25 protein-coding genes and 1 pseudogene are annotated in these 22,930 nt (G+C 60.2%); 8 read left to right on the forward strand and 18 right to left on the reverse strand.

All coding sequences use genetic code 11. The features are described 5' to 3' along the window. Positions 1 to 11: 11 nt before the first annotated feature. On the reverse strand, positions 12 to 752 hold the full coding sequence (locus OKC40_RS01655) for an ATP-binding cassette domain-containing protein (protein ID WP_005357971.1): 741 nt from the start codon (positions 750 to 752) through the stop codon (positions 12 to 14). 201 nt (positions 753 to 953) lie between these two features. Here OKC40_RS01655 and argR point away from each other — a divergent pair, with 201 nt between their 5' ends. Then, positions 954 to 1,424 carry a transcriptional regulator ArgR gene (argR, locus tag OKC40_RS01660; RefSeq protein ID WP_005340378.1) on the forward strand — a complete coding sequence of 157 codons (471 nt, stop codon included), beginning with the start codon at positions 954 to 956 and terminating at the stop codon, positions 1,422 to 1,424. 90 nt (positions 1,425 to 1,514) lie between these two features. On the opposite strand, the gene OKC40_RS01665 is transcribed toward argR, so the two are convergent. From OKC40_RS01665 to glnK, 5 genes are all read right to left on the reverse strand, one after another. Continuing rightward, a complete protein-coding gene (locus OKC40_RS01665) occupies positions 1,515 to 2,420 on the reverse strand; it encodes a Dyp-type peroxidase (protein WP_064338814.1) in 906 nt (301 codons plus the stop codon). A gap of 103 nt (positions 2,421 to 2,523) precedes the next feature. Next, positions 2,524 to 3,558, reverse strand: coding sequence for an ABC transporter ATP-binding protein (locus OKC40_RS01670; RefSeq protein WP_270793922.1), 1,035 nt, complete (start codon positions 3,556 to 3,558; stop codon positions 2,524 to 2,526). 82 nt (positions 3,559 to 3,640) lie between these two features. Next, on the reverse strand, positions 3,641 to 5,266 hold the full coding sequence (locus OKC40_RS01675; protein WP_270793923.1) for an ABC transporter permease: 1,626 nt from the start codon (positions 5,264 to 5,266) through the stop codon (positions 3,641 to 3,643). A 39-nt stretch (positions 5,267 to 5,305) separates the two neighbouring features. Continuing rightward, a complete protein-coding gene (locus OKC40_RS01680) occupies positions 5,306 to 6,313 on the reverse strand; it encodes a Fe(3+) ABC transporter substrate-binding protein (RefSeq protein ID WP_270793924.1) in 1,008 nt (335 codons plus the stop codon). A gap of 265 nt (positions 6,314 to 6,578) precedes the next feature. After that, positions 6,579 to 6,917: a P-II family nitrogen regulator gene (gene glnK / locus OKC40_RS01685; RefSeq protein WP_005341406.1), complete on the reverse strand. Its 339-nt coding sequence runs from the start codon at positions 6,915 to 6,917 to the stop codon at positions 6,579 to 6,581. A 201-nt stretch (positions 6,918 to 7,118) separates the two neighbouring features. Between glnK and arfB the strand changes: the two genes are divergently transcribed. Together arfB and OKC40_RS01695 are read left to right on the forward strand one after the other, a co-directional pair. Further along, positions 7,119 to 7,535 (forward strand): alternative ribosome rescue aminoacyl-tRNA hydrolase ArfB, encoded by a 417-nt coding sequence (arfB, locus tag OKC40_RS01690; RefSeq protein ID WP_075113904.1) that lies wholly within the window; start codon positions 7,119 to 7,121, stop codon positions 7,533 to 7,535. 28 nt (positions 7,536 to 7,563) lie between these two features. Continuing rightward, entirely contained in the window at positions 7,564 to 8,055 is a 492-nt protein-coding gene (locus OKC40_RS01695) for a methylated-DNA--[protein]-cysteine S-methyltransferase (protein ID WP_270793925.1), read from the forward strand. A gap of 361 nt (positions 8,056 to 8,416) precedes the next feature. Here OKC40_RS01695 and OKC40_RS01700 read toward each other — a convergent pair whose 3' ends face one another. The 4 genes from OKC40_RS01700 to tapT all read right to left on the reverse strand — a co-directional run bounded on the left by OKC40_RS01700 (position 8,417) and on the right by tapT (position 12,030). After that, entirely contained in the window at positions 8,417 to 8,842 is a 426-nt protein-coding gene (locus tag OKC40_RS01700; protein WP_042063174.1) for a hypothetical protein, read from the reverse strand. A gap of 194 nt (positions 8,843 to 9,036) precedes the next feature. After that, a complete protein-coding gene (gene yaaA / locus OKC40_RS01705; protein WP_270793926.1) occupies positions 9,037 to 9,810 on the reverse strand; it encodes a peroxide stress protein YaaA in 774 nt (257 codons plus the stop codon). Between the two features lie 47 nt (positions 9,811 to 9,857). Beyond that, on the reverse strand, positions 9,858 to 10,967 hold the full coding sequence (gene tapU / locus OKC40_RS01710; RefSeq protein WP_270793971.1) for a type IVa pilus ATPase TapU: 1,110 nt from the start codon (positions 10,965 to 10,967) through the stop codon (positions 9,858 to 9,860). A 28-nt stretch (positions 10,968 to 10,995) separates the two neighbouring features. Continuing rightward, positions 10,996 to 12,030: a type IVa pilus ATPase TapT gene (tapT, locus tag OKC40_RS01715; RefSeq protein ID WP_042063177.1), complete on the reverse strand. Its 1,035-nt coding sequence runs from the start codon at positions 12,028 to 12,030 to the stop codon at positions 10,996 to 10,998. A gap of 39 nt (positions 12,031 to 12,069) precedes the next feature. Between tapT and OKC40_RS01720 the strand changes: the two genes are divergently transcribed. From OKC40_RS01720 to OKC40_RS01740, 5 genes are all read left to right on the forward strand, one after another. After that, entirely contained in the window at positions 12,070 to 12,771 is a 702-nt protein-coding gene (locus tag OKC40_RS01720; RefSeq protein WP_270793927.1) for a YggS family pyridoxal phosphate-dependent enzyme, read from the forward strand. Positions 12,772 to 12,912: 141 nt separating this feature from the next. Then, positions 12,913 to 13,737: a pyrroline-5-carboxylate reductase gene (gene proC / locus OKC40_RS01725; protein WP_270793972.1), complete on the forward strand. Its 825-nt coding sequence runs from the start codon at positions 12,913 to 12,915 to the stop codon at positions 13,735 to 13,737. A gap of 11 nt (positions 13,738 to 13,748) precedes the next feature. Further along, positions 13,749 to 14,300, forward strand: coding sequence for a YggT family protein (locus tag OKC40_RS01730; protein ID WP_042011910.1), 552 nt, complete (start codon positions 13,749 to 13,751; stop codon positions 14,298 to 14,300). After that, positions 14,300 to 14,602, forward strand: a complete 303-nt coding sequence (gene yggU / locus OKC40_RS01735) for a DUF167 family protein YggU (RefSeq protein WP_058053919.1) — start codon at positions 14,300 to 14,302, stop codon at positions 14,600 to 14,602. The genes OKC40_RS01730 and yggU overlap by 1 nt, the downstream gene beginning before the upstream one ends. A 43-nt stretch (positions 14,603 to 14,645) precedes the next feature. Beyond that, the gene (locus tag OKC40_RS01740; RefSeq protein ID WP_058053918.1) at positions 14,646 to 15,065 is read left to right on the forward strand and encodes a DUF4426 domain-containing protein; all 420 of its coding nucleotides are present in this window, start codon (positions 14,646 to 14,648) and stop codon (positions 15,063 to 15,065) included. Between the two features lie 102 nt (positions 15,066 to 15,167). On the opposite strand, the gene OKC40_RS01745 is transcribed toward OKC40_RS01740, so the two are convergent. The 8 genes and pseudogenes from OKC40_RS01745 to OKC40_RS01780 all read right to left on the reverse strand — a co-directional run bounded on the left by OKC40_RS01745 (position 15,168) and on the right by OKC40_RS01780 (position 22,727). Beyond that, on the reverse strand, positions 15,168 to 16,364 hold the full coding sequence (locus OKC40_RS01745; RefSeq protein WP_075113898.1) for a NupC/NupG family nucleoside CNT transporter: 1,197 nt from the start codon (positions 16,362 to 16,364) through the stop codon (positions 15,168 to 15,170). Positions 16,365 to 16,546: 182 nt separating this feature from the next. Next, positions 16,547 to 17,482: pseudogene (locus tag OKC40_RS01750) on the reverse strand (LysR family transcriptional regulator). A gap of 82 nt (positions 17,483 to 17,564) precedes the next feature. Continuing rightward, entirely contained in the window at positions 17,565 to 18,101 is a 537-nt protein-coding gene (locus tag OKC40_RS01755) for a glutathione peroxidase (protein WP_005340333.1), read from the reverse strand. A gap of 58 nt (positions 18,102 to 18,159) precedes the next feature. Further along, entirely contained in the window at positions 18,160 to 18,723 is a 564-nt protein-coding gene (locus OKC40_RS01760; RefSeq protein ID WP_270793928.1) for an NnrU family protein, read from the reverse strand. A gap of 226 nt (positions 18,724 to 18,949) precedes the next feature. After that, entirely contained in the window at positions 18,950 to 20,083 is a 1,134-nt protein-coding gene (locus tag OKC40_RS01765) for a glycerate kinase (protein WP_270793929.1), read from the reverse strand. A 9-nt stretch (positions 20,084 to 20,092) separates the two neighbouring features. Next, the gene (locus OKC40_RS01770; protein ID WP_042063189.1) at positions 20,093 to 21,355 is read right to left on the reverse strand and encodes a GntP family permease; all 1,263 of its coding nucleotides are present in this window, start codon (positions 21,353 to 21,355) and stop codon (positions 20,093 to 20,095) included. A 117-nt stretch (positions 21,356 to 21,472) separates the two neighbouring features. After that, a complete protein-coding gene (locus OKC40_RS01775; RefSeq protein WP_270793930.1) occupies positions 21,473 to 22,588 on the reverse strand; it encodes a sugar diacid recognition domain-containing protein in 1,116 nt (371 codons plus the stop codon). Continuing rightward, positions 22,575 to 22,727, reverse strand: coding sequence for a sugar diacid recognition domain-containing protein (locus OKC40_RS01780; protein WP_410487623.1), 153 nt, complete (start codon positions 22,725 to 22,727; stop codon positions 22,575 to 22,577). The genes OKC40_RS01775 and OKC40_RS01780 overlap by 14 nt, the downstream gene beginning before the upstream one ends. Positions 22,728 to 22,930: the final 203 nt, after the last annotated feature.

A 22,930-nucleotide genomic window follows, 5' to 3' on the forward strand; every position in this document is an offset into this window, starting at 1 on the left:
TCGATTCAATATCAATGCATCAAGAATTCGGCAAACCGGCTGGTTTGCGGGGATTGGAAAATGGCAGCGGTGCCGGATTCGATGATCCGCCCCTTCTCCAGATAAATCACCTGGCTGGCCACCTTGCGGGCAAAGTCGACCTCGTGGGTCACCACCACCTGGGTAATGCCGGTCTGGCTCAGGTTGCGGATGATCTCGGCCACCTCCTTGGTGATCTCGGGATCGAGGGCAGCTGTCGGCTCGTCAAACAGCAGCACTTCCGGGTCCATCATCAGGGTACGGGCAATGGCCACCCGCTGCTGCTGACCGCCGGAGAGACGGGCAGGCCAGGCATCGCGCTTGTCGGCCAGTTGCAGCTGGGCCAGCAGGTAGGCCCCCTTCTCGATGGCGGCCTCCTTGCTCATGCCGAGCACCTTGACCGGCGCTTCAATCAGATTCTCCATCACAGTGAGATGTGGCCAGAGATTGTACTGCTGGAACACCATCCCCACCTTGCGACGCAGCAGTTGGGACTGGCGGTTGAATTCGGCAGCAGAGAGGGAGTTCGGGAAAGAAAATTCACTTTCGCCAATCCGCAGAACACCCGCATCCGGGGTATCCAGCAGGTTCATCATCCGTAGCAGGGAACTCTTACCAGCACCGCTCGGGCCCAGCAACACCAAGGTTTCACCGGGGGATGTCCGAAAGCTGACCTGTTGCAGAACCGGCACCTTGTGCCAGGACTTCTCGATACCTATTAATTCAATACCCATACAGCCAAATTGAATAAGTTTTCAAAATTTCATCCCGATTCTATCCCTAATAAAGGTTGATGCAAGCCATTTTTGAATCAATATGCAGAACAAGCGCCGCTTCCTTGCAAAAAACGGCATATGAATGCAAAATGGCCCCGCTGTTCGTATCTGCCGCCTGTATCGCACAGGCCGCCACACCTCCTCATTCGTGAGACCAAGATGAAACACAACGACAAGCAAGAAAAACTGGCCAAGGCCTTTAAAGCCTTGCTGAAAGAAGAGCGCTTTGGCTCCCAGGCAGAAATCGTCACCGCCCTGCAAGAGCTGGGCTTCGAGAACATCAACCAGTCCAAGGTATCGCGCATGCTGAGCCGCTTCGGCGCCGTTCGCACTCGCAATGCCAAGATGGAGATGGTCTACTGCCTGCCAGTGGAACTGGGCGTGCCCACCACCTCCAGCCCGCTCAAGAATCTGGTGCTGGACGTCGATCACAACGGCGCACTGGTGGTGATCCACACCAGCCCGGGAGCAGCCCAGCTGATCGCCCGCCTGCTCGACTCCCTCGGCAAGGCAGAGGGGATCCTCGGCACCATCGCCGGTGATGACACCATCTTCATCACCCCGACCAGCGACACCGATATCGAAGAACTCTACCTCTCCGCCCTCGAGCTGTTCGAACAGACGCCATAATGGCCGCTACCGCGTCATAGCGGTCAAGCCAGAACGAAAAATCCCGGCCAAGGCCGGGATTTTTGTTTTCTGCAGCTTCGTCAGGCGGGCTTATTTGCCCTGCGCCATCAGAAAACCCTCCGATGGGGCGAAGAAAGCGGCACCGGTCACCGCCTTGGTGAAGCGCAGCAGGTGGTCGAAGTGGCTACCCTCCCCCTTGTACATGCTGGCCAGCATGGCGTTGAAGTGCTGCGGAGTGCGGCAGCAGGAGATGAAGTAGAGCCCCTGCTCGGTCATGGTGCCCCAGGGCATGCTCTGGCGCAGGATCTCCATGGACTCCCCTTTCGGCGTCTTGAGGTTGACCCGCTTGATGTGGGCGGTCAGCGGTTTGGCGGCAGACTCATACTCGATGTTGTCGGGCTTGGTACGACCGATAATGTCTTCCTGCTCTTTCTGCGCCAGCTTCTCCCAGTCACTCATGGCGTGTACCCAGCGCTGAACGTGGATGTAGGAGCCACCGGCAAACTCGCCCTCGGCCAGCAGCGCCACTTCGGCACGGTGCTCATCCTGCGGGTTCTCGGTGCCGTCAACGAAACCGGTCAGGTCACGGAAATCCAGATTGCGGAAACCGCGCACCTCTTCGGCCAGCTCGACCAGTCCAGCCAGCAGCGCCATCACGCGGTGACCGGCGTGGTGCAGTACATCCACCCGATCGGCGCGCAGCTGAATAAAGAGATCAAACGGGGTGTTGGGCGCTTCCTGACCGTTGGCGGATTGCGCCATAAAGCTGCGGAACTGGGGCGGACGGGCGGCAGGGTAGAGACCATCCCAGGCATCGGCGCCAACGGCAACCAGACCGCTGAAACCGGCATCGGGGAAATCGGCGGCGACCGCCTGCCACAGGGCGGGCAGTTTGGCCAGACGGCCGACCAGTTCGGCGGCATCGCCGGTGCGATTGAACATCAGATAGAGGGCGTGCAGATTCGGCTCTGCGCAGATCCCGGCTTGGGCTTTCATATATCTCTCCCCTGAGTAGGCGTTAGCGTTACGGGCTATTTGCGTTGCGCGATTATAAACCAGAGTTGTTCCAGTTCTTTGATTTCACGACGATATCACGCGTTCAGGGCAAAGGGTCAAACAACACCAGTCCATGAGGGGCGACCTTGATCCGTGCCCGCATCCCTTCAAGGGGCTCGCCAATGCTCGCCTCCAGCTGCAGATCGCCACACTCGAACAGCACCCGGCAATGGTGGCCGAGGAACTGCTGCTCCACCACCTTGAGCTCGCCCTCTGCGGCGCTCTCCAGCAGCAGTTGCTGGGGTCTGAGCATCAGTTGCAACTGCTCGCCCATCGCCCGGCCGTGGGGTTCGCTGCCACAGATGACCCCGAGCGCCGTCTGCACACAGTGGCTATCCACCACCTCGGCGGCCAGATAGTTGACCCCGCCGAGAAACTCCGCCACGAAGCGGTTTTGCGGGCGGCGATAGAGCTGCTCCGGCTGACCCACCTGCTCGATGTGACCGGCGCGAAACAGCGCCAGCCGATCGGCGAAGGCGAACGCCTCCTCCTTGCTGTGGCTGACGAAGATGGCGCCGATCCCCTGCTGCTTGAGCAGGGCGCGGATCTCGAGGATCAGCTTCATCCGCACCTGGGTATCGATGTTGGAGAAGGGCTCATCCAGCAGCATCAGCCGCGGCTTGCAGACCAGCGCCCGGGCGATGGCCACCCGCTGCTGCTGACCGCCGGAGAGCTGGTGCGGATAGCGATCCCCGAGCCCCTGCAGATTGACCAGCGCCAGCGCCTCGTCCACCTGCTGCTGGCGGGCACTGCGATCGAGCCGGGTCAGACCGAAGCCGACGTTGTCGGCCACCGTCAGGTGGGGGAAGAGGGCGTAATCCTGAAAGATCATCCCGATATTGCGCGCCTCGGGCGGCACGCTGGCACCCGGCCCGTCGAGCAGAGTATCGCCGAGGCGAATAGTGCCATCAGCCAGCGGCAGTAGCCCGGCGATGGCCTTGAGCAGCGTGGTTTTGCCGCAGCCGCTCGCCCCCAACAAACAGACGATCTCGTTGTCTGCCACCGTCAGGGACAGCTGCTCCAGCACATTGCGACCGTTGTAACGGCAACTGACATTTTCAACCTGCAAACAGGACAAGGCTGACTTCCTCTCGTTTCTGGCGGTGCGCACCCTTTCGGATCAGCACACCGCATGCAATTTCATTGGCCGACGTGGCGACTCAGTGGCCCGGACTGTCCAGACTGCGGTTGACCCAGATCAGCGGCAACAGCCCCACCAGCACGATGACGATGGCCCCCAGCGCGCCGCGCTCCAGCATCTCGTCCGAGACAAACTGGTAGACGTGGGTCGCCAGGGTATCGAAGTTGAACGGCCGCAGCAGCAGCGCCGCGGGCAGCTCCTTCATGGATTCGATGAACACCAGCATGGCACCGGCAAACAGACCACGGCGCACCAGCGGCAGATGAACCCGCCGCAGCATGCCGCCATCTCCCTGCCCCAGGGATCGGGCCGCCATGTCGAGACTGGGGGAGATCTTGCCCATGCTGCTCTCTACCGAGCCGATGGCGATGGCCACAAAGCGCACCAGATAGCCAAACACGATAGCGGTGATGGTGCCGGTCAGCAGCAACCCCGGTCCCTGACGCCCCAGCCACTCGGCCAGATCGTTGATGGAAAAATCGAGGGCGGTAAGCGGCACCAGCACCCCGATGGCCAGCACGGTGCCCGGCATGGCATAACCCATGGCGGCGATGCGCAGAGGCAGCAGACTCTTGATCCCGCCATCGAGGCGGCGGAAGAAACCGAGTAGCAGGGCGATCCCCATCGCCAATAGCGCGGTCAGCGCCGAGATGAGCAGACTGTTACCCGCAAAGCGAACAAACTCCGGCGTCCACGACAACTCGAAGTAGCGCACACCGTAGTCAAGCAGGATGACGAACGGCAGAGCGAAACCGGCCAGCACCAGCCCCCAGCACCAGAGACCGGCCAGAGCGCGGCGAATCCCCTTGAGCGGATAGCGCAGCGGCTGCTCATGGCCCATGGACTTCTGGAACACCTGCTGCCGACTGCGCGAGCGGCGCTCCAGCGCGATCAACAACACCACCGCCAGCAGCATCAGACAGGAGAGTTTGGCCGCGGTGGCCAGACTGCCATAGCCGAGCCAGGTGTCGTAGACCGCTGTGGTCAGGGTGTTGATGGCAAAGAAGTGAACGGTGGCGAAGTCAGCCAACGTCTCCATCGCCACCAGCGATACCGCCACCATGATGGCGGGGCGCGCCAGCGGCAGGCTGAGGCGGCGAAAGCTCTGCCAGGGGGTACAACCGAGCAAGCGGCTGGAGTGGATCAGGCTGACCGACTGCTCCAGAAAGGAGGCGCGGGTCAGCAGATAGACATAGGGAAACAGCACCAGCGCCAGCACCCAGGCGGCGCCGCCGAGGGAGCGAATGGCAGGAAACCAGTAATCGGTAGGACTGTTCCAGCTAAAGAGTGCGCGCAACCCGGCCTGTAGCGGGCCCGAGTAGTCGAGCAGGTCGGTATAGACGTAGGCAACGATATAGGAGGGCATGGCCATTGGCAGCATCAAGGCCCACTGCAGGGCACGGCGCCCCGGCACCTGACACATGGCCACCAGCCAGGCGGTAGGCACGCCAAACAGCAGGCTGAGCAGCACCACGCCGACCACCAGCCCAAGGGTATTGGCCAGATAGTCGAGTAGCACGGTATCGGCGAGGTGGCGAAAGAGATCTCCCTCAGCCGAAAAGGCTGAGAAAAGCAGGGCAATAACCGGTAAACCCAGCAGCAGGGCGATGGCCCAGCTGCCGGTCATCCATCCAAAATTTTTCATGAGACCACAGAGGTTGATGGGGCCGTTGGCCCCATCTGATTACAAGTCGAACTTCACTTCATCCAGCAACTGCAAGGCGTCCTTGCGGTGCTTGGCGTAATCGCTGACCGGTAGTGCGTCAGACTTGAAACTGCCCCAGGACTTGACCATGGCGGAAGGCTCGACCCCGGCCTTGACCGGATACTCGGCATTCAAGTCCGCATACATGTGCTGGGCGGTGTCACCTGCCAGAAACTCCATCAGCTTCTGAGCCTCGGCCTTGTTCTTGGCATACTTGGTCATGGCCACGCCACTCACGTTGACGTGGGCACCGCGGTCAGCCTGATTCGGGAAGTTGATATAGACCGCATCCGCCCAGGACTTCTGCGCCGGATCCTTCAACATGGCGCCCAGATAGTAGCTGTTGCCGAGTGACACGTCACAGATACCATCCTTGATCGCCTTGACCTGATCCCGGTCGTTGCCCTGCGGCTTGCGCGCCAGGTTGGCCTTGACCCCTTCCAGCCAGGTTTTGGTCTCGGCCATGCCGTGATGGGCAATCATCGAGGAGACCAGCGCCACATTGTACTCATGCTTGCCGCTGCGGGTGCAGATTTTCCCTTTGAATTCAGGCTTGGCCAGATCTTCGTAGCTGATAGTGTCGAGCTTGCCGAGACGATCCTTGCTGGAGTAGATGGCGCGTACCCGGGTGGTCAGGGCGAACCAGCGGTTCTCCGGATCACGATAGATGGCAGGGATGTTCTCCTGCAGGATCTTGCTATCCACCGGCTGCACCAGCCCCTTGTCCACCAGATCGGTCAGACGGCTGATATCGACGGTCAGCATCAGGTCGGCCGGAGAGAGCTTACCTTCCCGCTCCAGACGCTCGTTCAACCCCTCTTTGGCGAACACCACGTTCACCTTGATGCCCGATTCCTTCTCGAACTGCTGGATGATGGGCTTGATCAGCTCATCCTGCCGGTTGGAGTAGACATTCACTTCCCCGGCCGCCAATGCCGACTGAGCTGCCAACGCAGAGAAAGCCAGTGCCAACATCTTCATTTTCATCATCCATTCCTTGATTAGCTATACAGAGTGATAACGATTGCCGTTTGCATTCTGCATTCTGCATACATCTTATGAGCGGATCAAGAACGCTCGCCATCGTACTTCACATATTTAATCGTCAATAAAATTAAAGAGGCCGGATGGAATCCCATCCGGCCTCTTCTGACCAGCACATCCTGTTAATCAGGCTTCAATAAGCGCTCACCCCATCGGGATTCCCCAAGGTCGGAAGGTCAGCAGATCTGCACGTCACGGATGCAATTCATCACAGCGCCTCGTCGTCACTCTCGCCGGTGCGGATGCGCACCGCCTGCAGCAAGTCGTAGACAAAAATCTTGCCGTCGCCGATCTTGCCGGTATAGGCGGCCTTGCAGATCGCCTCGATCACCCCTTCCACGTTATCATCGGCGGTGGCAATCTCCAGCTTCACCTTGGGCAGGAAGTCGACCTGATACTCTGCTCCCCGGTATAATTCGGTGTGTCCCTTCTGGCGGCCAAATCCCTTGACCTCGGACACGGTCAGCCCTTCCACCCCCAGGTTGGCAATAGCCTCGCGGACATCGTCCAACTTGAACGGTTTGATAATCGCACTAATCAGCTTCATCTGGTTGCTCCCAATCCATGGTGTGTCATGAATCGGGTTTCAATTCTTATGCCAAGTATTTTTATTGTTTTATTTCATATAGATAGAGTTTAATGCCAGCGCCATTCGCCAGGCACATCCCCATAACCGGCCAGTGCGCCCCATAATGAGGCACCATGCTGCAGCGGCCAGCGGGTATGCACCAAACAAGAGCAAAACAGCATGTTAGTTATCTCCAACAGCGTCACGATTCCCTGGCATGAGCTGCAATTCCAGACCATGCGGGCACAGGGCAACGGCGGACAGCACGTCAACAAGACCGACTCCGCCGTCTGGTTGCGCTTCGATTACCGCAGCTCTCCCAGCCTGACGCCGCTATACAAAGAAGGTCTCGACAAGCTGAGCGACAGCCGGGTACACGACGGCTTTATCATGATCCGGGTCGAGAGCCATCGCAGCCAGGACATGAACCGCAAGGAGGCGATGAGCCGTCTGGTGGAGTTGCTGAAGAAAGCAGCCTGGCGCCCCAAGGCTCGTCATGCCACCAAGCCGACCCGAAGCTCCCAGCGCAAGCGAGTCGATGCCAAAAAGCGCAAGGGGGATATCAAATCCGCCCGCGGCAAGCCGGTTCTGGACTGAGCCTCCAGCCTCCAAAGGATATCAGCCGATGAGATACAGTTTTTGCGACAGCGCCCGCGGCCCCCTGCTGGTCGCCATCGATCAGGATGGCCTGCGCCACGTCGAGTTTATGCACGGGGAGCGGCCCGTCATGCCGCAAGCTGACTGGCAAAAGGATGACAAGGCGCTGGCACCCTATCTTGCCCAGTTCAACGCCTATTTCGCCGGGAAGTTGCAGCTCTTCGACCTGCCCATGGCCGCTCGGGGCACCCCGTTCCAGCAAACGGTATGGAACGCTTTGTGCGATATCCCCTATGGCGAAACCGTCAGCTACCTCGAGATTGCCCAGGCTATCGGCAATCCCAAGGCGGTGCGAGCGGTGGGCGCTGCCAACGGGCGCAATCCGCTCAGCATCATAGTGCCCTGCCATCGGGTGATCGGACGCCGCGGCGATCTGACCGGCTATGCAGGCGGCATTCCCATCAAGCGCTGGTTGCTGGCTCTGGAACAGACCGGCACAGCATTCGAGCTGGCACCGTAAACCTGTGTGTGGTTCATGCTCCAGTTGCACATCCTCTGGCCGCAGCAATGAAAAGGCTTTCAGCCAGTGGTCGGTGTTTACTGACAAGATGAACATAAAATGAAGAATCGCCTCAGAACACCTTCAGATTGAGCTTGGCATGATGGCTTCATACTTGAATGGCACGGCTCATTCGCTGATTCAAGTAGCACCCATGTGACGCTTCCAATCTGTCTTTTTCCCCGCGCCTCCTCTGAGGCGCTTTTTTTGTGCCAACGCAACAGGCCCCCCCTCTGGCTGAGTGACCTGAGCATCGCACGATCTACACCTCCACAAACACAAGAGGCGAAGGATCCCCCTTCGCCTCTAGCGTGACCGCTGGCTACTCGCTCTGGGGCAGGAACTGCAGTTCCGGCGCCGAGGAGGTCAGCACATCGGCGCAATAATCCCAGGTCGAGATGCGATAGTGCTGCAGATCTTCGTCCAGATGCAGACCGTCCGACTCCTGATGAAACCAGCTGGCAAAACGGGATGGGGTAATGAGCTGGATCTGCTCTTCGATGGCATGGCTATCCTTCCCCTCGGCCAGATCGCAATCCTCGATCACCCGCAGGGCATAGATGTGACGAAAATAGACCCGACAGAGGATTTGCGGGGGCAGATCGATACTGCGTGCCCGTCCCAGCATGATGGTCAGGGAGTCACTCCAGAGATCCTGATGCAGCTCTGCCACAACCAGACCGGGCGGTAGCTGGCGGGACGGAGCCCAAGGTACGGCAAGCTGCCGAATGGCATTTTTCTGTTCCATATTCACCTCGCGACAACTCACTCCCTGTCTTGAGTCTATCTGAACCACATAGGCCCGGCGAAGGCAATCGATGGACAATAAAAACGGCAATAAAAAAGCCGACGTATCAAACGTCGGCGAATAAAAAGTGCTTACAACAGAGGATTCACATATTCAGACCCGCGGGTCGAAAGATTGGTTCCCTCTTTTTGTAATTAATTTTCGGCGCGTTTAAACATCAGGGTGCTGGCGTCCGACTCTTCCGGCACGAAATAGTAACCATCGGCGTTGAAACCGGTCAGTTGCTCCACCTCGGTCAGACGGTGCTTGATGATGTGGCGGGCCATCATGCCGCGCGCCTTCTTGGCGTAGAAGCTGATGATCTTGAACTGGCCGTTCTTCTCATCCTTGAACACCGGGGTGACGATCCGCCCTTTCAGGCTCTTGGGCCGTACCGACTTGAAATACTCGTCGGAGGCCAGATTGATCAGCACCTCATCCCCCTGCGCGGCCAACGCCTCATTGAGATGGTGAGTGATCACCTCGCCCCAGAACTGGTAGAGATCCTTGCCACGGCTATTGTCGAGCCTGGTCCCCATCTCCAGCCGGTAGGGCATCATCAGATCGAGGGGGCGCAGCACGCCGTAGAGGCCGGAGAGCATCCGCAGGTGTGCCTGAGCGAAGTCAAAATCGGCCTCGCTGAAATCCTCCACTGCCAATCCGGTGTAGACATCTCCCTTGAAGGCCAGCAGCGCCTGACGGGCATTGGCAGAGGTAAAATCTGGCTGCCACTGCGCAAACCGGGCGGCGTTGAGGCCCGCCAGCTTGTCGCTGATCTTCATCAGGCTAGCAATCTGAGCCGGGCTCAGTTGGCGGGCCCGGCTAATCAGCTCGGCGGAGTGATCCAGCAGCTCGGGTTGGGTGAAACGGGGGGTCACCAGCGGTGACTCGTAATCCAGCGTCTTGGCCGGGGAAACCACAATCAGCATAACGTTCCTTTATGGCGAGGGGCCGAACAGCAGGTCGGCCCCATGATTCATTCATCCAGCGTCACATTCTCCAGCGTACCGGAGCCAAGCGTATCCTGACCAGAGAGCTTGATTTGCAGACGCAAATCATTAGCCGAGTCGGCGTGAGCTAGGGCCTCACTGTAGCCAATCTGACCGGCACAGAACAGGCTGAACAGCGCCTGATCGAAGGTCTGCATGCCCAGCTCGGTGGATTTGGTCATCACCTCCTTGAGGCGGTGCATCTCACCCTTGCGGATGATGTCGGTGATAAGCGGGGTATTGAGCAGCACCTCGAACGCGGCAAAACGCCGCTTGCCATCCATGCTTGGCACCAGTTGCTGGGCAACGATGGCTTTCAGGTTGAAGGAAAGATCGAACAGGAACTGACGGTGTTTGTCTTGCGGCACCAGATGGAGGATCCGATCCAGCGCCTGGTTGGCGTTGTTGGCATGCAGAGTGGCGAGGCAAAGGTGACCGGTCTCGGCGAACTGCAGGGCAAACTCCATGGTATCTGTACTTCGGATCTCGCCGATCAGGATCACGTCCGGCGCCTGACGCAGCGAGCTCTTCAGCGCCACATCGAACGACTCGGTATCGATCCCCACTTCACGCTGGGTCACCAGACTGCGGCCATGCTGATGGACGAACTCCACCGGGTCTTCCACCGTCAGAATGTGGCCATCAGCATGCTGGTTGCGATAGCCAATCATCGCCGCCTGAGTGGTTGACTTACCCGCCCCGGTGGCCCCAACAAACAGCACCAACCCCCGCTTGGCCATTGCGACCTCCTGCAAGATGTTGGGCAGTTGCAGATCTTCAAAGGTGGGGATGCGGGTCTCAATGCGACGTATCACCATGCCGGGCAGCTCCTGCTGCCAGAAGGCGCTGACCCGAAAACGGCCAAGCGCCTCGCGATAGATGGCGTAGTTGGCCTCCTTGGTGCGGATATAGCGCTCGAAGTGATCGTTGCTGAGGGTATCCCTGACCAGCGTCAGCGCCCCCTTCTTGTCGAGCGCCTCGCCCCCCAGCGACACCAGATGGCCATTGACCTTGAGAGTAGGCGGCGAGCCCACCGTCACAAACAGATCCGAGCCCTTTCGTTCGACCAGTTCGGTCAGCAATTCATCCAGATTCATCATTTATCCCTCCCTGGGTTCGACGCTCTTAAACGCTGTTGGGATCGACGGCCTTGGCCTTGGCATCGAGGGATGCCACCACGCCGCGGCTCACCAGCTGCTTGAGGCTCTGATCCATGGTCTGCATGCCGTGGGTCATCCCGGTCTGGATCACCGAGTAGAGCTGGGCGATCTTGTCCTCACGGATGAGGTTACGCACCGCCGGAATGCCCATCATGATCTCGTGTGCCGCCACCCGGCCGCCACCAATACGCTTGAGCAGGGTCTGGGAGATAACCGCCCGCAGGGATTCGGAAAGCATGGAACGCACCATGTCCTTCTCCGCACCGGGGAAGACGTCGATGATACGGTCGATGGTCTTGGCTGCCGACGAGGTGTGCAGGGTGCCAAACACCAGGTGGCCGGTTTCGGCGGCGGTCATGGCCAGACGAATGGTCTCGAGGTCACGCATCTCGCCCACCAGAATGATGTCCGGGTCTTCCCGCAGTGCCGAGCGCAGGGCGTTGCTGAAGCTCTTGGTATCGCGGTGTACTTCCCGCTGGTTCACCAGACAGCGCTTGTTCTCATGGACGAATTCGATGGGGTCTTCGATGGTGAGAATGTGGTGATGGAAGTTCTCGTTGATGTAGTTGACCATGGCCGCCAGGGTGGTCGATTTGCCGGAACCGGTCGGGCCGGTCACCAGCACCAGACCGCGCGGGTATTCGGAGATCTTGCGAAAGATCTCCGGTGCATCAAGATCCTCGAGGCTCAAGACCGTGCTGGGGATGGTACGAAATACCGCGCCGGAACCGCGCGCCTGCTGGAAGGCGTTAACCCGGAAACGGGCCAGATTGGGCACCTCGAACGAGAAGTCGACCTCGAAGTTCTCCTCCAGCTCCTTGCGCTGATGGTCGTTCATGATGTCATAAATGAGGGCATGCACTTCCCGGTGTTCCAGGGCGGGCAAATTGATCTTGCGAACCTCACCATCAACCCTGATCATCGGGGGAACCCCGGCCGAGAGGTGTAGATCCGAGGCTTTATGCTTTACACTGAAAGCCAATAACTCTGTGATATCCATAGACTTGTCATTCTCCCATCACAAGATCACTAACGAAATATGAACCAGATTGCCCAGCACCTGTTTCAGGTAAAGGAACGTATTGCCCAGGCCGCCGAACGGGCGAGCCGCAACCTGCAGCAGATCCGCCTGCTGGCCGTGAGCAAGACCAAGCCCGTCGAGGCCGTCATGGCCGCCCATGCCGCAGGTCAGCGCTGCTTTGGCGAGTCCTACGCCCAGGAAGCGGCGACCAAGATCGATACCTTGCGCCAGCAGCCGGAATATTGCGACATAGAGTGGCACTTTATCGGCCCTTTGCAATCGAACAAATCCAAACTGGTCGCCGAACGGTTCGACTGGGTGCAGAGCGTGGATCGGGACAAGTTGATCGACCGCCTCAACAACCAGCGTCCCGCCAGCATGGCACCGCTAAATGTTTGTCTGCAAATCAATATTAGCGGAGAGAGCAGTAAATCCGGAACGTCGGAACAAGAGATTTTCCGCCTTGCCGAGCTGGTCTCCCACAGTGACCGACTGGTGCTGCGGGGGCTGATGGCCATTCCCGAACACACCAGTGACGAGACCGTCCTGGCCGCCCAAATGACCCGCATGCAGACTCTGTTCACCGAGCTTGCGCGACAATACCCGAGCGTCGATACCCTCTCGATGGGCATGACCGAAGATCTCGAGCTGGCCATTGCCCATGGCAGTACCATGGTGCGGGTCGGCACCGCCATCTTCGGCGCCCGTGACTACTCATAGGCAAGGCCAGCGGATAACCGATAGCTCCGCCTCTTGCCACGACTTCATCAACAGGAGCGTTTGATGGAACACCGAATTCTGGCGTCAGGTGGTGCAGGCAGCACCCACCTCACCGCGACCCATGTGCTACAGGAGCATCTGATGCAGCATAGAACGCTGGCCTTTATCGGCGCGGGCAACATGAGCCGCAGCATCATTGCCGGACTGGTCAAGGCGGGCTATCCCGCCGGACAGATCACGGCCGCCAACCCCAGCCGCCCCAAGCTGGAGGCGCTGGCGAGCGAACACGGCATTCGCATCACCCAGAGTAATGCCGAGGCGGCCCGCGATGCCGAAGTGATCGTGCTGGCAGTCAAACCACAGCTGATGGCTGGCATGCTGGCGGCGCTGGTTGCCGAGCTGGGCTCCCTTGAGGGCAAGTTGCTCATCTCCATCGCTGCCGGTATCAAGGTGGCGCGCCTTGGCGAGATGGCCGGTGGCCACGACCGCATCATCCGCACCATGCCCAATACCCCTGCCCTGCTGGGTCTTGGCATGACCGGCCTCTATGCGCCCGAGCATATTAGAGCCCGCGATCGCGAGTTTGCCGAGCAGATGATGCAGGCGGTCGGCAAGACCCTCTGGGTGGAGCAGGAGTCCGGCATCAACGGCGTCATCGCCGCGGCGGGCAGTGCTCCGGCCTACTTCTTCCTCTTTATGCAGGCCATCGCCGAAGAGGCCGAAGCGATGGGCTTCTCGCCCGAGCAGGCACGCCTGCTGGTGCAGCAGACCGCGCTGGGCGCTGCCGCCATGGTGGAGCAGAACCCCGAGCTGGCGCTGCAAACCCTGCGTGAGCAGGTGACCAGCAAGGGCGGCACCACTGCCGAAGCCATCAACACCTTCCAGCAGCAGGGGCTGATGCCGCTGACTGCGCAAGCCATGCAGGCGGCCGTCGCTCGCGCCACCGAAATGGAAACCCTCTTCTAACAGGAGCCCAGATGAATACTGCTTACTTTCTGATTAACACCGTTTTCGATCTCTACCTGATGGTGATCCTGCTGCGCGTCTGGCTGCAGTGGGCCCGCGCCGACTTCTACAACCCGATGAGCCAGATGGTGGTCAAGCTGACCAATCCGCTGGTGATCCCGCTGCGTCGAGTTATCCCGGGCTTTGGCGGTATCGATCTCGCCTCCGTGGTGCTGGCGCTGGTCATCGCCTTTGCCAAGCTGGCCCTGCTCAAGAGCATGAACGTGCTGCTGGCGGACTGGCTCAGCATCAGCCTGTTTGCCGCACTGACCGTGCTGAAGAAAGCGGGTTCGATGATCTTCTGGGTACTGCTGATCCGCGCCATCCTGAGCTGGGTCAGCCAGGGCCGCAACCCCATCGAATATGTGATGCACCAGCTGACCGAGCCGTTCCTCGCCCCTATCCGCCGTGTACTGCCGGCACTGGGCGGGCTGGATCTCTCGGTACTGGTCGCCTTTATCGGCCTGCAAGCCATCAACTACCTGCTGGGTGACCTGTTCGGCCAGCTGTGGTGGATGATTTGATGCCAGCCGTCCTGCAACAAGGGGATGAACTGGTACTGCATCTGGTGATCCAGCCCAAGGCGAGTCGGGATCAGATCATCGGATTGCATGGCGAAGAGCTGAAAGTGGCCATCACGGCGCCGCCGGTCGATGGCCAGGCAAACAGCCATCTGATCAAGTTTCTGGCCAAGCAGTTCAAAGTGGCCAAGGGACAGGTCACCATAGTGCGGGGCGAGCTGGGGCGGCACAAAACCGTTGCCATCGACAGCCCCAAACAGTTGCCGCAAGAAGTGAGCGCACTGCTGAATGACGCGCAAGACTGAATGACTCGGCCCGCGCCAACCGTAGATATGAGAGGGATGACAGATGAAAACAGCCTGGATGAGTGGCCTGCTGGCACTGCTGATGACCCTGCCGCTCAAGGCAGAACAGATGAAGGAGCTGGGGCCCTGGCTGGTGCACTACAACGCCTTCAACTCCAGCTTCCTCACCCCCGAGGTCGCCAAAGCGTATGGACTGGAGCGCAGCCGCTACAACGCCATCATCAATATCGCGGTACAGGACAAGCAGAAAGTGGCGCAAGCCGTGGGGATCACCGGTGAGGCCAAGAACCTGACCGGCACCATCCGCACCCTGAGCTTTCAGGAGGTAAAAGAGGGGGATGCCATCTACTATCTGGCGACCCTCCCCTACCGCAACGAAGATACCTATCAGTTCACCCTGAAGATCATGGGCGGTGGGCAGCAGCAGAACCTCACCTTCCAGCAGACCTTCTACGTCGACTGAGCAGCAACAAGAAGCCCCGACCTTGGTAGGGGCTTCTTTTGAACCATATGACAAGGGCGCCATCGCGGCGCCCTTGTTGCATCCAGTCCGCGCCGCCGTCCGTTACAGGGCGAGGAACAGACCGGCCAGACAGGCGCTCATCAGGTTCGCCAGCACGCCGGAGAGAATGGCGCGCATGCCGTAACGGGCAATGAAGGATTTGCGCTCCGGTACCATGGAACCGAGACCGCCGATCAGGATCGCCATGGAGGAGATGTTGGCGAAACCGCACAGGGCGAAGGTCACGATGGCCTTGCTCGACTCGCTCAGGGTCTGATCCTGTACCAGACCGATAAAGGCGACGAACTCGTTGACCACGATCTTGGTGCCGATCAGGGCGCCAGCGGCCTGCGCCTGCTCCCAGGGCACACCGATCAGCCAGGAGACGGGGGCAAACAGCCAGCCCAGAATGATCTGGAAGCTCAGATCCAGCCCCACCAGACCGCCAGCCCAACCGAGCAGGCCATTGAGCATGGCGATCACGCCGACGAAGGCCAGCAGGGTCGCACCGACTGCCACCGCAATATTGAGGCCGGACATGGCACCATCGGCCGCCGCTTCGATCACGTTGGTGGCGCGGGGGATCTCTACATCCTGACAGTGGTCAACTTCTTCAGCCTCAGGCGGCACCAGAATCTTGGCCATCGCCAGACCGGCAGGGGCCGACATGAAGGCGGCGGCGATCAGGTATTTCAGCTCAACCCCGATACTGGCATAGCCCACCAGGGTGCCGCCGGCGACCGAGGCGAGGCCGCAGCTCATCACCGCGAAGAACTGGGAATCTGACATCTTGGAGAGGTAGGGTTTGACCACCAGCGGCGCTTCCACCATGCCGACGAAGATGTTGGCAGTGGCGGAGAGACTCTCGGCACGACCGGTACCCAGCAGCTTTTGCAGACCACCGCCCAGCAGGGCGATCACCCGCGGCATGATGCCGATGTGATACAGGATGGCGATCACCGCAGAGAAGAAGATGATGACCGGCAATACGTTGAAGGCAAAGATGAAGCCCAGTTTGAACTTGGCCAGATCACCGAACAGGAAGGCAATCCCCTCCTGACCATAACCGATCACGCTGCTGACGCTTTCGCTGACCCCGTTCAGCACGTGCTGACCGGCAGGCAGCCAGAGCACCAGACCGGCAAACATGACTTGCAGGCAGAGGGCAAGGCCAACTGTTCGCAGCGGGATACGACGACGATTATCAGAGCAGATCACGGCAAGCGCCAGGATACTCAGGATGCCGAGCAGGGCAATCATAGGGACTCCATCAGGTGGGGCAAAAGATGGGCGCGGATTCTGCGCCTCTCCCCCCATCACTGCAAGTCTGCTTGGTTACAGCTCTGTTAGAAAAAACGTTTTCACGATATCGGTTACGCCAACTGGCTGATTTGGTTCAATTTTAGTATCACGCGAAAGCCAGTGTTTTTATATGGAAACGATCATTCCTCACTGCCGGACAATTTACCGCCGAGCCAGGGGGTCAACCGCTGCTCCCAATAGGGCTCTGGACCAAAGCGAGCCTTGAGGAAATCGATGAAGAGACGGATCTTGGGATCCAGATGTTCGCGCCGGGCGTAAACGGCGTGGACCGCCATCTGCTGATTTGGCCGCCACTGGGGCAACAGCGGGATCAGCTGACCGCTCTGCAGCTCCTTGTCCAACAGGTAGTTGGCGATATAGGCGATGCCGAGACCGGCCAGCGCCGCATCCCGCACCGCTTCCGCCATATCCACCCGATAGTTGCCCGCCACCTGCACCGTCTGGCGCTCCTTGCCCTGACGAAACGCCCACTGATGATAGCGGCGCTCCCGGCTCTGGTAGGTGATGCAGTTGTGCTGGGCCAGATCCTTCGGATGGAGCGGCGTGCCGTGGCTCAGCAGGTAATCCGGCGAGGCCGCCAGTACGAAGCCGATGTCGGCCAGCCGCTGCCCCACCAGTCCTTCCGGCTTGTCTTCGTATGTGGTGATCCAGAGATCCAGCCCCTCATCCACCAGACTGGTTCTGTGGTCAAACAGCTAGACCTCCAGCTCCAGCTCGGGATAGCAGTCCTGAAACGCCTTGAGATGGGGAATGACGTGCAAACGACCGAAGGATTGGCCTACCCCGAGATGGAGCACACCGCTCACCTTGCCACGCCGCTCGGCGATCATGGAGTCCGCCTCCTGCGCCACCGCCACCAGCGCATGGCAATGACGGGCATACTCCTGCCCCAGCTCGGTCAGGGCGAAGCGGCGGGTGGTACGCTGCACCAGCTGGGCGCCGAGGGTGGTCTCCAGCAGCGCCAACTGCTTGCTGATATGGGACTTGGAGACCCCGAGACGACGGGCGGCAGCAGAGATCCCCTGCTCGCGCACCAGCGCATCGAAAATGACCATTTGGGGAAGACGTTGCAGCACAAGATAACCAGAGTGAGTGGCGGGCGCCCATTATTCCAGAGCCGCCCGCCAAGGGGTAGGGTCAGAGCCCCAGCGCCCGGGTGATCTGCAGTTTGAGGGGATCGTCAGCCGGATTCTGGTTGGCGCCGTAGCTGGCGATCAGCTTGCCATCGCGCCCCACCAGATACTTGTGGAAGTTCCAGTTCGGCTCATCCCCGTCAGCGGCCGCCGCCAGCCCCTTGAACAGCGGCACCGCATCGGAGCCGCGTACCGCCACCCGATTGAACATCGGGAAGGTGACGCCATAGTCGCGGCGACATACCTCGGCGGTCTTGGTCTCATTACCCGCCTCCTGCCAGAAGTCGTTGGAGGGGAAACCCAGAATAATCAGCCCTTTATCTTTGTAGCTCTGGTAGAGCTTCTCCAGATCGCGGAACTGGCCGCTGTAACCACAGTAGGAGGCGGTATTGACCACCAGCACCACCTTGCCCTCGGTCAGCTGACAGAGGTTGTGGCGTTGAGAGTTGTTAAGCTCCCGCATCTCCACATTGAAATAATCGGGGCACGCCGCAGAGGCCGCACCGGCACCCAATAACAGCAACAGAGTGAACCATTTCATCGCCAAGACTCCTTTTGTTTTATCCATCATACGCGGTTACCAAGCCTGCAGTTCACGCTCAATGCAGGGGAATGCCGGTCAACCAGCCGTGGCCCCAGAAGACCAGCAGCGCGGTGGCCACCAGGCCCGCCCCGACGCTGATGCCGGTGCCCGTCCAGTTCGCCGCCGGGCGCGGTGCTTGTTGCCACTCCCGCACCGAAATCCAGACGATGCTCACCAGCGCCCAGAGCCCGATGCCGCCAAACAGCACCAAGGATCGCGCCTCGCTGTTGACCAGCAGATGAGCCACCGCCCACAGCAGGGTGCCGAGCAGCTGGGGATGCACCAGCCAACGGCGCAGATGGTTGGACCCCTGACCGGAGAAGAAGAGGATCAGCGCAAAGGGCATCATCACCGTCATGGTCATCGGCCCCCAATCCGGCAGGAAGTAGAGCGGTAAGGCGCTGGCCGACCGCCAGCCGGCGATGATGCAGGCGATGGCGACAAACACCAGCAGGGAGAAGAGCCCCTTGTAGCGATTCTCACCCAGCCGCTCGCGCAGCCGTGCCCGATGGGCCACGGCAAAACAGGGGTAGAGATGGATCAGGGTAAACAGCGCAACCCCCAGGGTCAGCAGGAACATGCGTCTCTCCTTGTACTTGGTACGACCACTATGCCGTAAAGGGAGAGATGCGCCTATAGAAACCAGTGACAGGGCAGGATACGGGGAACGCGAAGGAGACAAAAAAGCCGACCTCGAAGGGTCGGCGAAAAGTGCTAAGGGCAACCGGATTTCTCATCTGATGAGAAAGGCCCCCTCACGGGGCAAGGGATGGTCGATGCCCGGGTAGCAGGCATCGACCCAAATATCAGCGGGGCAACCGATAGAGCGCGGCCACGTTGCGCGCGGTCAGCTCGATATTGATGCTGGCGGTGGCCAACGCCTCCGGCAGGGACATGGCGCGGTTGACCACGGCGAATACCGCGTCCAGCCCGTGCTCGTGTACCACACCGCAATCGTCGGTCAGACAGCCGGAGATGCCGATCACCGGCTTGCCGAACTGCTTGGCACAGCGTGCGACACCGATTGGCGTCTTGCCGTGGATGGTCTGGCTGTCGATGCGCCCTTCACCGGTGATGACCAGATCCGCATCGGCCACTTCCTCGGCCAGTTTCAGGGCTTCGATGACGATCTGGATACCGGGCTTGAGCTCGGCACCAAGCAGGCCAACCAGCGCGGCGCCCATGCCACCGGCGGCGCCCGCCCCCGGAATATCCTTCACCTGTTTGCCGAGCGCCTGCTCGATGCAGTCAGCGTAACGGGAGAGGTTGGCATCGAGCTGTGCCACCATCTCGGGAGTAGCCCCTTTTTGCGGGCCAAACACCGCAGATGCACCTTTCGGGCCGCACAGCGGGTTGTTCACATCGCACGCCACCTCGATAACCAGATCGCTCAGGCGCGGATCCAGACCGCTCAGATCGATAATCGCGAGCTCTGCGAGACCACCACCGCCCAGCTCGATGGCAGAGCCATCGGCTTTGAGCAGCTTGCCGCCGAGCGCCTGGATCATGCCGGCACCGCCGTCATTGGTGGCGCTGCCGCCAATACCGAGGATCAGGTGCTTCACTCCCATCTCCAGCGCGGCCAGGATCAGCTCACCGGTCCCGAAGCTGGAAGTGAGCAGCGGATTGCGCTGCTCGGGCGCCACCAGATGGATGCCGGAGGCGGCGGCCATCTCGATGACGGCACGCTCGCCATCACCCAGCAGGCCGACGAAGCCCTGCACCTTGTTGCCGAGCGGGGCGGTCACTTCGACCGGCAGGATGCGGCCACCGGTGGCATCGACCAGCGATTGCACCGTGCCTTCGCCGCCATCGGCCATCGGTAATTTGACGTAGGTGGCGTTCGGCAGCACCTGCTTGAAACCGGCCTCGATGGCATCAGCCACCGCCATGGCGCTCAGACTCTCCTTGAATGAATCGGGGGCAATAACAATTTTCATATCAATTCCTTAGGCGAGGCCAAACACGCCAAACATCAGGGTGGAGACAGTGGCAATGGTCAGACCGACTGCAGTTTCGTAAGGGATAAGTTTCAGGCGCTCACCCACCCCCATGTGGACGCTGCCACCGGTGGCGTGGAAGAAGGAGCCGTGGGGCATGTGGTCAAACACGGTGGCACCGGCATGGATCATCGCCGCACCGGCCAGACCGCTGATCCCCAGTTCAATCAGGGTGGAGCTGAAGACGTTGGAGGCCACCACGGTACCGGCAGTAGTCGAGGCGGTCGCCAGCGACATCAGGGCACCGGAGATGGGCGCCAGCAGGTAGGAGGGCAGACCGGAGGCGGTCAGGCCGCTGATCAGCACATCTTTCAGGCCGGAGTTGGCGATGATGCCCGCCAGGGTGCCGGTACCCAGCAGCATGATGGCGACCGGCGCCATGCGGGCGAGGCCGGAGACCGCAAACTGGTTCACCTTGCTGAACTTGCCCATCATCAGGGCACCGACCAGACCACCGAGCGGCAGTGCAATCAGCGGATCCACCACGATACCGGCGACCGGACGCAGAGCCAGCAGCAGGATGGCGACCAGCGGTGCGCTGATGGCGGCGGCAAAGCCCGGCAGTTTGGTGCCCTCGAAGCTCACCACCTCGTCGGCGGCGACCTTGCTGCCCTTGTTGTTCAGACGCTTGGCCAGCCAGTAGGCCATCACCAGACCGAACAGACCCGGGATGATGCCCGCTGCCATCACCGAGGTGAGGGGCAGATGGAAGGCATCCGCTGCCGCGATGGCGTTGGGATTGGGGGACATGACGTTACCCGCCTTGCCGCCACCGATCATCGCCAGCAGGATGGCCGCCTTGGATAGGTCGGCACGGCGGGCGATAGCCAGCGCGATAGGCGCAACCGTGATGACGGCCACGTCCACGAAGACGCCAACCGCAGTCAGGATCAGGGTCGCCAGCGCCAGCGCCAGCAGGGCGCGGGTTTCACCCAGTTTCTTGACGATGGTTTCGGCGATGGTGGTGGCCGCGCCCGACTCGATCAGCACGCCAGCCAGCACACCGGCCGCCAGGATCCGCATCACAGCTGTGGTGATCCCCTGGGCACCGCCGATCATCAGGGCAACGGTCTGGGTCAGATCGGCACCGCCAATCAGGCCACCGGCCAGGGCACCCACGATCATGCCGTAAGCAGGCGGCACCTTCTTCAAAATGAGGATGATGGCGATGGAGAGCGCCGCGATGGCGCCAAGGGCTGTAACCGGGATCATGACGGACACCTTGAATAGATAGAGTGCTCGCCATTATGGGGATGCAAAGCGATAAATCTTTAGACGAAACGACAAATAACAGGCACTGAAAAGCACATTAATTGTAAATTTAAACAATTACATGCTCAGATTAAGCCCCAGGTAAAGCTGGAATTTGTCGTCTAACTTGTTGAAATTCAACCCGGTTATCTGCTCGATCCGACCCAGCCGATAGCGCAGGGTATTAGGGTGAATGAACAAGGCTTCGGCACAGCGATGCAGATCACAGTCCTGCAAGAAATAGTGGCGCAGGGTCTTCTGCAGCGCCCCCTTGCTATCCTCTTCGGCCAGTTTCAGCAAGGGGGCTCGCAGCTGATCCGCTTGCCAGGAGTCCATCAGACTCCCCAGCAGCACCGGCAAACGGTAGTCCTCAAAGAAGTAGACCTGTTTGCGCGGCGCCTGCCGCATGCCACGGCGCAGGGTATCCCGCGCCGTCTGGTAAGAGCGCGCCAGCCCGTCGATCCCAGCGAAGTAATCGCCCACCGCAATATGCACCTTGAAGTGGGGAATGCGCGCCAGCAACTGCTTGATCCGGCTGCGCTCCTGCGCCGACTGCCAGACCCCCTCGCTCAGCTGCGCCGGTTTAAGCACCACTATCTCGTCGAGCCCGTTGATGGCCACCAGATTGTCCCGCTCCGGATTTTCCAGCTGATGGACCAGCTCCCGCAACCGAGCCGGATCGGCCTCCTCCAGCGCCAGCACCGCCACCACCCGGGGCTGGGCCAGATCCAGCCCGAGAAAACGGGCCGCCTGCTGCAGCTGATCGACTCGCCCCTCGCCACGGATAAGCTGCAACACCAGCTCCTCCTTGTGGCGCTTGTCCCACTGCAGCTGTTCGGTGAGCGCCGCCTGCTCCAGGATCAGCTCGGCGGTCATCCGCACCAGCTCGGCGTAAGCACGCACTTCATCCGGGTCGCCGGAGATGCCGATCACCCCGATCAGTTCCCCCTGATAGGCGATAGGCAGGTTAATGCCGGGCCGCACCCCCTTGAGCTGCAAGGCGGTCGCTTCGCTGATCTCCACCACCCGGTTTTCGGTCAGCGCCAGCACGGCCCCCTCGTGGCGCTGATGGATCCGCTCCGGATTGCCGGACGCAATAATGAGGCCGCGTTCGTCCATCACGTTGACCGAAAAGGAGAGGATCTTCATCGCCCGGCTCACAATCTGGCGTGCGAGCATGTCATTTAGCTGCATAGGTACTCCGCTGAACCAACCGGGAATAACCAGAGGCGATGACCAGTCTCTGTGGCTCATCCATCACGTTGACCGAGAACGACAGGATCTTCATCGCCCGCGCGACGATCTGACGGGCAAGACGCTCATTTAGTTGCATAACATCTCCGGACAAGAGGCAGATCAGGCGGTGCTGCCCGCGTTAACCGGCAGCAGATGGGCGCAAAGATGCCACATCATCAAGACAAGCGAGAGGGGGATCGCTAGAATAGGCCACTTTACCCGATGTGTGCCTCGCCATGGAGCAGGAATTGCGTGCTTGCACCCGCCTGCCTGTGATGGCCCATCCCTCCGATCTGGACT

Origin of the sequence: Aeromonas sp. QDB11, assembly GCF_027705265.1 — a bacterium.
Classification (GTDB): Bacteria; Pseudomonadota; Gammaproteobacteria; order Enterobacterales; family Aeromonadaceae; genus Aeromonas; species Aeromonas allosaccharophila.

What these genes read in the sequence shown, in the direction of transcription:
- OKC40_RS01730 (WP_042011910.1), top strand. Translation starts at nt 13,749, where the DNA reads ATGAATACTGCTTACTTTCTGATTAACACCGTTTTCGATCTCTACCTG.
- OKC40_RS01665 (WP_064338814.1), bottom strand. Translation starts at nt 2,420, where the DNA reads ATGAAAGCCCAAGCCGGGATCTGCGCAGAGCCGAATCTGCACGCCCTC.
- OKC40_RS01680 (WP_270793924.1), bottom strand. Translation starts at nt 6,313, where the DNA reads ATGAAAATGAAGATGTTGGCACTGGCTTTCTCTGCGTTGGCAGCTCAG.
- OKC40_RS01700 (WP_042063174.1), bottom strand. Translation starts at nt 8,842, where the DNA reads ATGGAACAGAAAAATGCCATTCGGCAGCTTGCCGTACCTTGGGCTCCG.
- OKC40_RS01780 (WP_410487623.1), bottom strand. Translation starts at nt 22,727, where the DNA reads ATGCAACTAAATGAGCGTCTTGCCCGTCAGATCGTCGCGCGGGCGATG.
- OKC40_RS01770 (WP_042063189.1), bottom strand. Translation starts at nt 21,355, where the DNA reads ATGATCCCGGTTACAGCCCTTGGCGCCATCGCGGCGCTCTCCATCGCC.
- OKC40_RS01655 (WP_005357971.1), bottom strand. Translation starts at nt 752, where the DNA reads ATGGGTATTGAATTAATAGGTATCGAGAAGTCCTGGCACAAGGTGCCG.
- argR (WP_005340378.1), top strand. Translation starts at nt 954, where the DNA reads ATGAAACACAACGACAAGCAAGAAAAACTGGCCAAGGCCTTTAAAGCC.
- OKC40_RS01720 (WP_270793927.1), top strand. Translation starts at nt 12,070, where the DNA reads ATGAACCAGATTGCCCAGCACCTGTTTCAGGTAAAGGAACGTATTGCC.
- glnK (WP_005341406.1), bottom strand. Translation starts at nt 6,917, where the DNA reads ATGAAGCTGATTAGTGCGATTATCAAACCGTTCAAGTTGGACGATGTC.
- yaaA (WP_270793926.1), bottom strand. Translation starts at nt 9,810, where the DNA reads ATGCTGATTGTGGTTTCCCCGGCCAAGACGCTGGATTACGAGTCACCG.
- proC (WP_270793972.1), top strand. Translation starts at nt 12,913, where the DNA reads ATGCAGCATAGAACGCTGGCCTTTATCGGCGCGGGCAACATGAGCCGC.
- OKC40_RS01675 (WP_270793923.1), bottom strand. Translation starts at nt 5,266, where the DNA reads ATGAAAAATTTTGGATGGATGACCGGCAGCTGGGCCATCGCCCTGCTG.
- tapU (WP_270793971.1), bottom strand. Translation starts at nt 10,967, where the DNA reads ATGAATCTGGATGAATTGCTGACCGAACTGGTCGAACGAAAGGGCTCG.
- tapT (WP_042063177.1), bottom strand. Translation starts at nt 12,030, where the DNA reads ATGGATATCACAGAGTTATTGGCTTTCAGTGTAAAGCATAAAGCCTCG.
- OKC40_RS01740 (WP_058053918.1), top strand. Translation starts at nt 14,646, where the DNA reads ATGAAAACAGCCTGGATGAGTGGCCTGCTGGCACTGCTGATGACCCTG.
- arfB (WP_075113904.1), top strand. Translation starts at nt 7,119, where the DNA reads ATGTTAGTTATCTCCAACAGCGTCACGATTCCCTGGCATGAGCTGCAA.
- OKC40_RS01755 (WP_005340333.1), bottom strand. Translation starts at nt 18,101, where the DNA reads ATGAAATGGTTCACTCTGTTGCTGTTATTGGGTGCCGGTGCGGCCTCT.
- OKC40_RS01765 (WP_270793929.1), bottom strand. Translation starts at nt 20,083, where the DNA reads ATGAAAATTGTTATTGCCCCCGATTCATTCAAGGAGAGTCTGAGCGCC.
- OKC40_RS01775 (WP_270793930.1), bottom strand. Translation starts at nt 22,588, where the DNA reads ATGCAGCTAAATGACATGCTCGCACGCCAGATTGTGAGCCGGGCGATG.
- yggU (WP_058053919.1), top strand. Translation starts at nt 14,300, where the DNA reads ATGCCAGCCGTCCTGCAACAAGGGGATGAACTGGTACTGCATCTGGTG.
- OKC40_RS01745 (WP_075113898.1), bottom strand. Translation starts at nt 16,364, where the DNA reads ATGATTGCCCTGCTCGGCATCCTGAGTATCCTGGCGCTTGCCGTGATC.
- OKC40_RS01760 (WP_270793928.1), bottom strand. Translation starts at nt 18,723, where the DNA reads ATGTTCCTGCTGACCCTGGGGGTTGCGCTGTTTACCCTGATCCATCTC.
- OKC40_RS01695 (WP_270793925.1), top strand. Translation starts at nt 7,564, where the DNA reads ATGAGATACAGTTTTTGCGACAGCGCCCGCGGCCCCCTGCTGGTCGCC.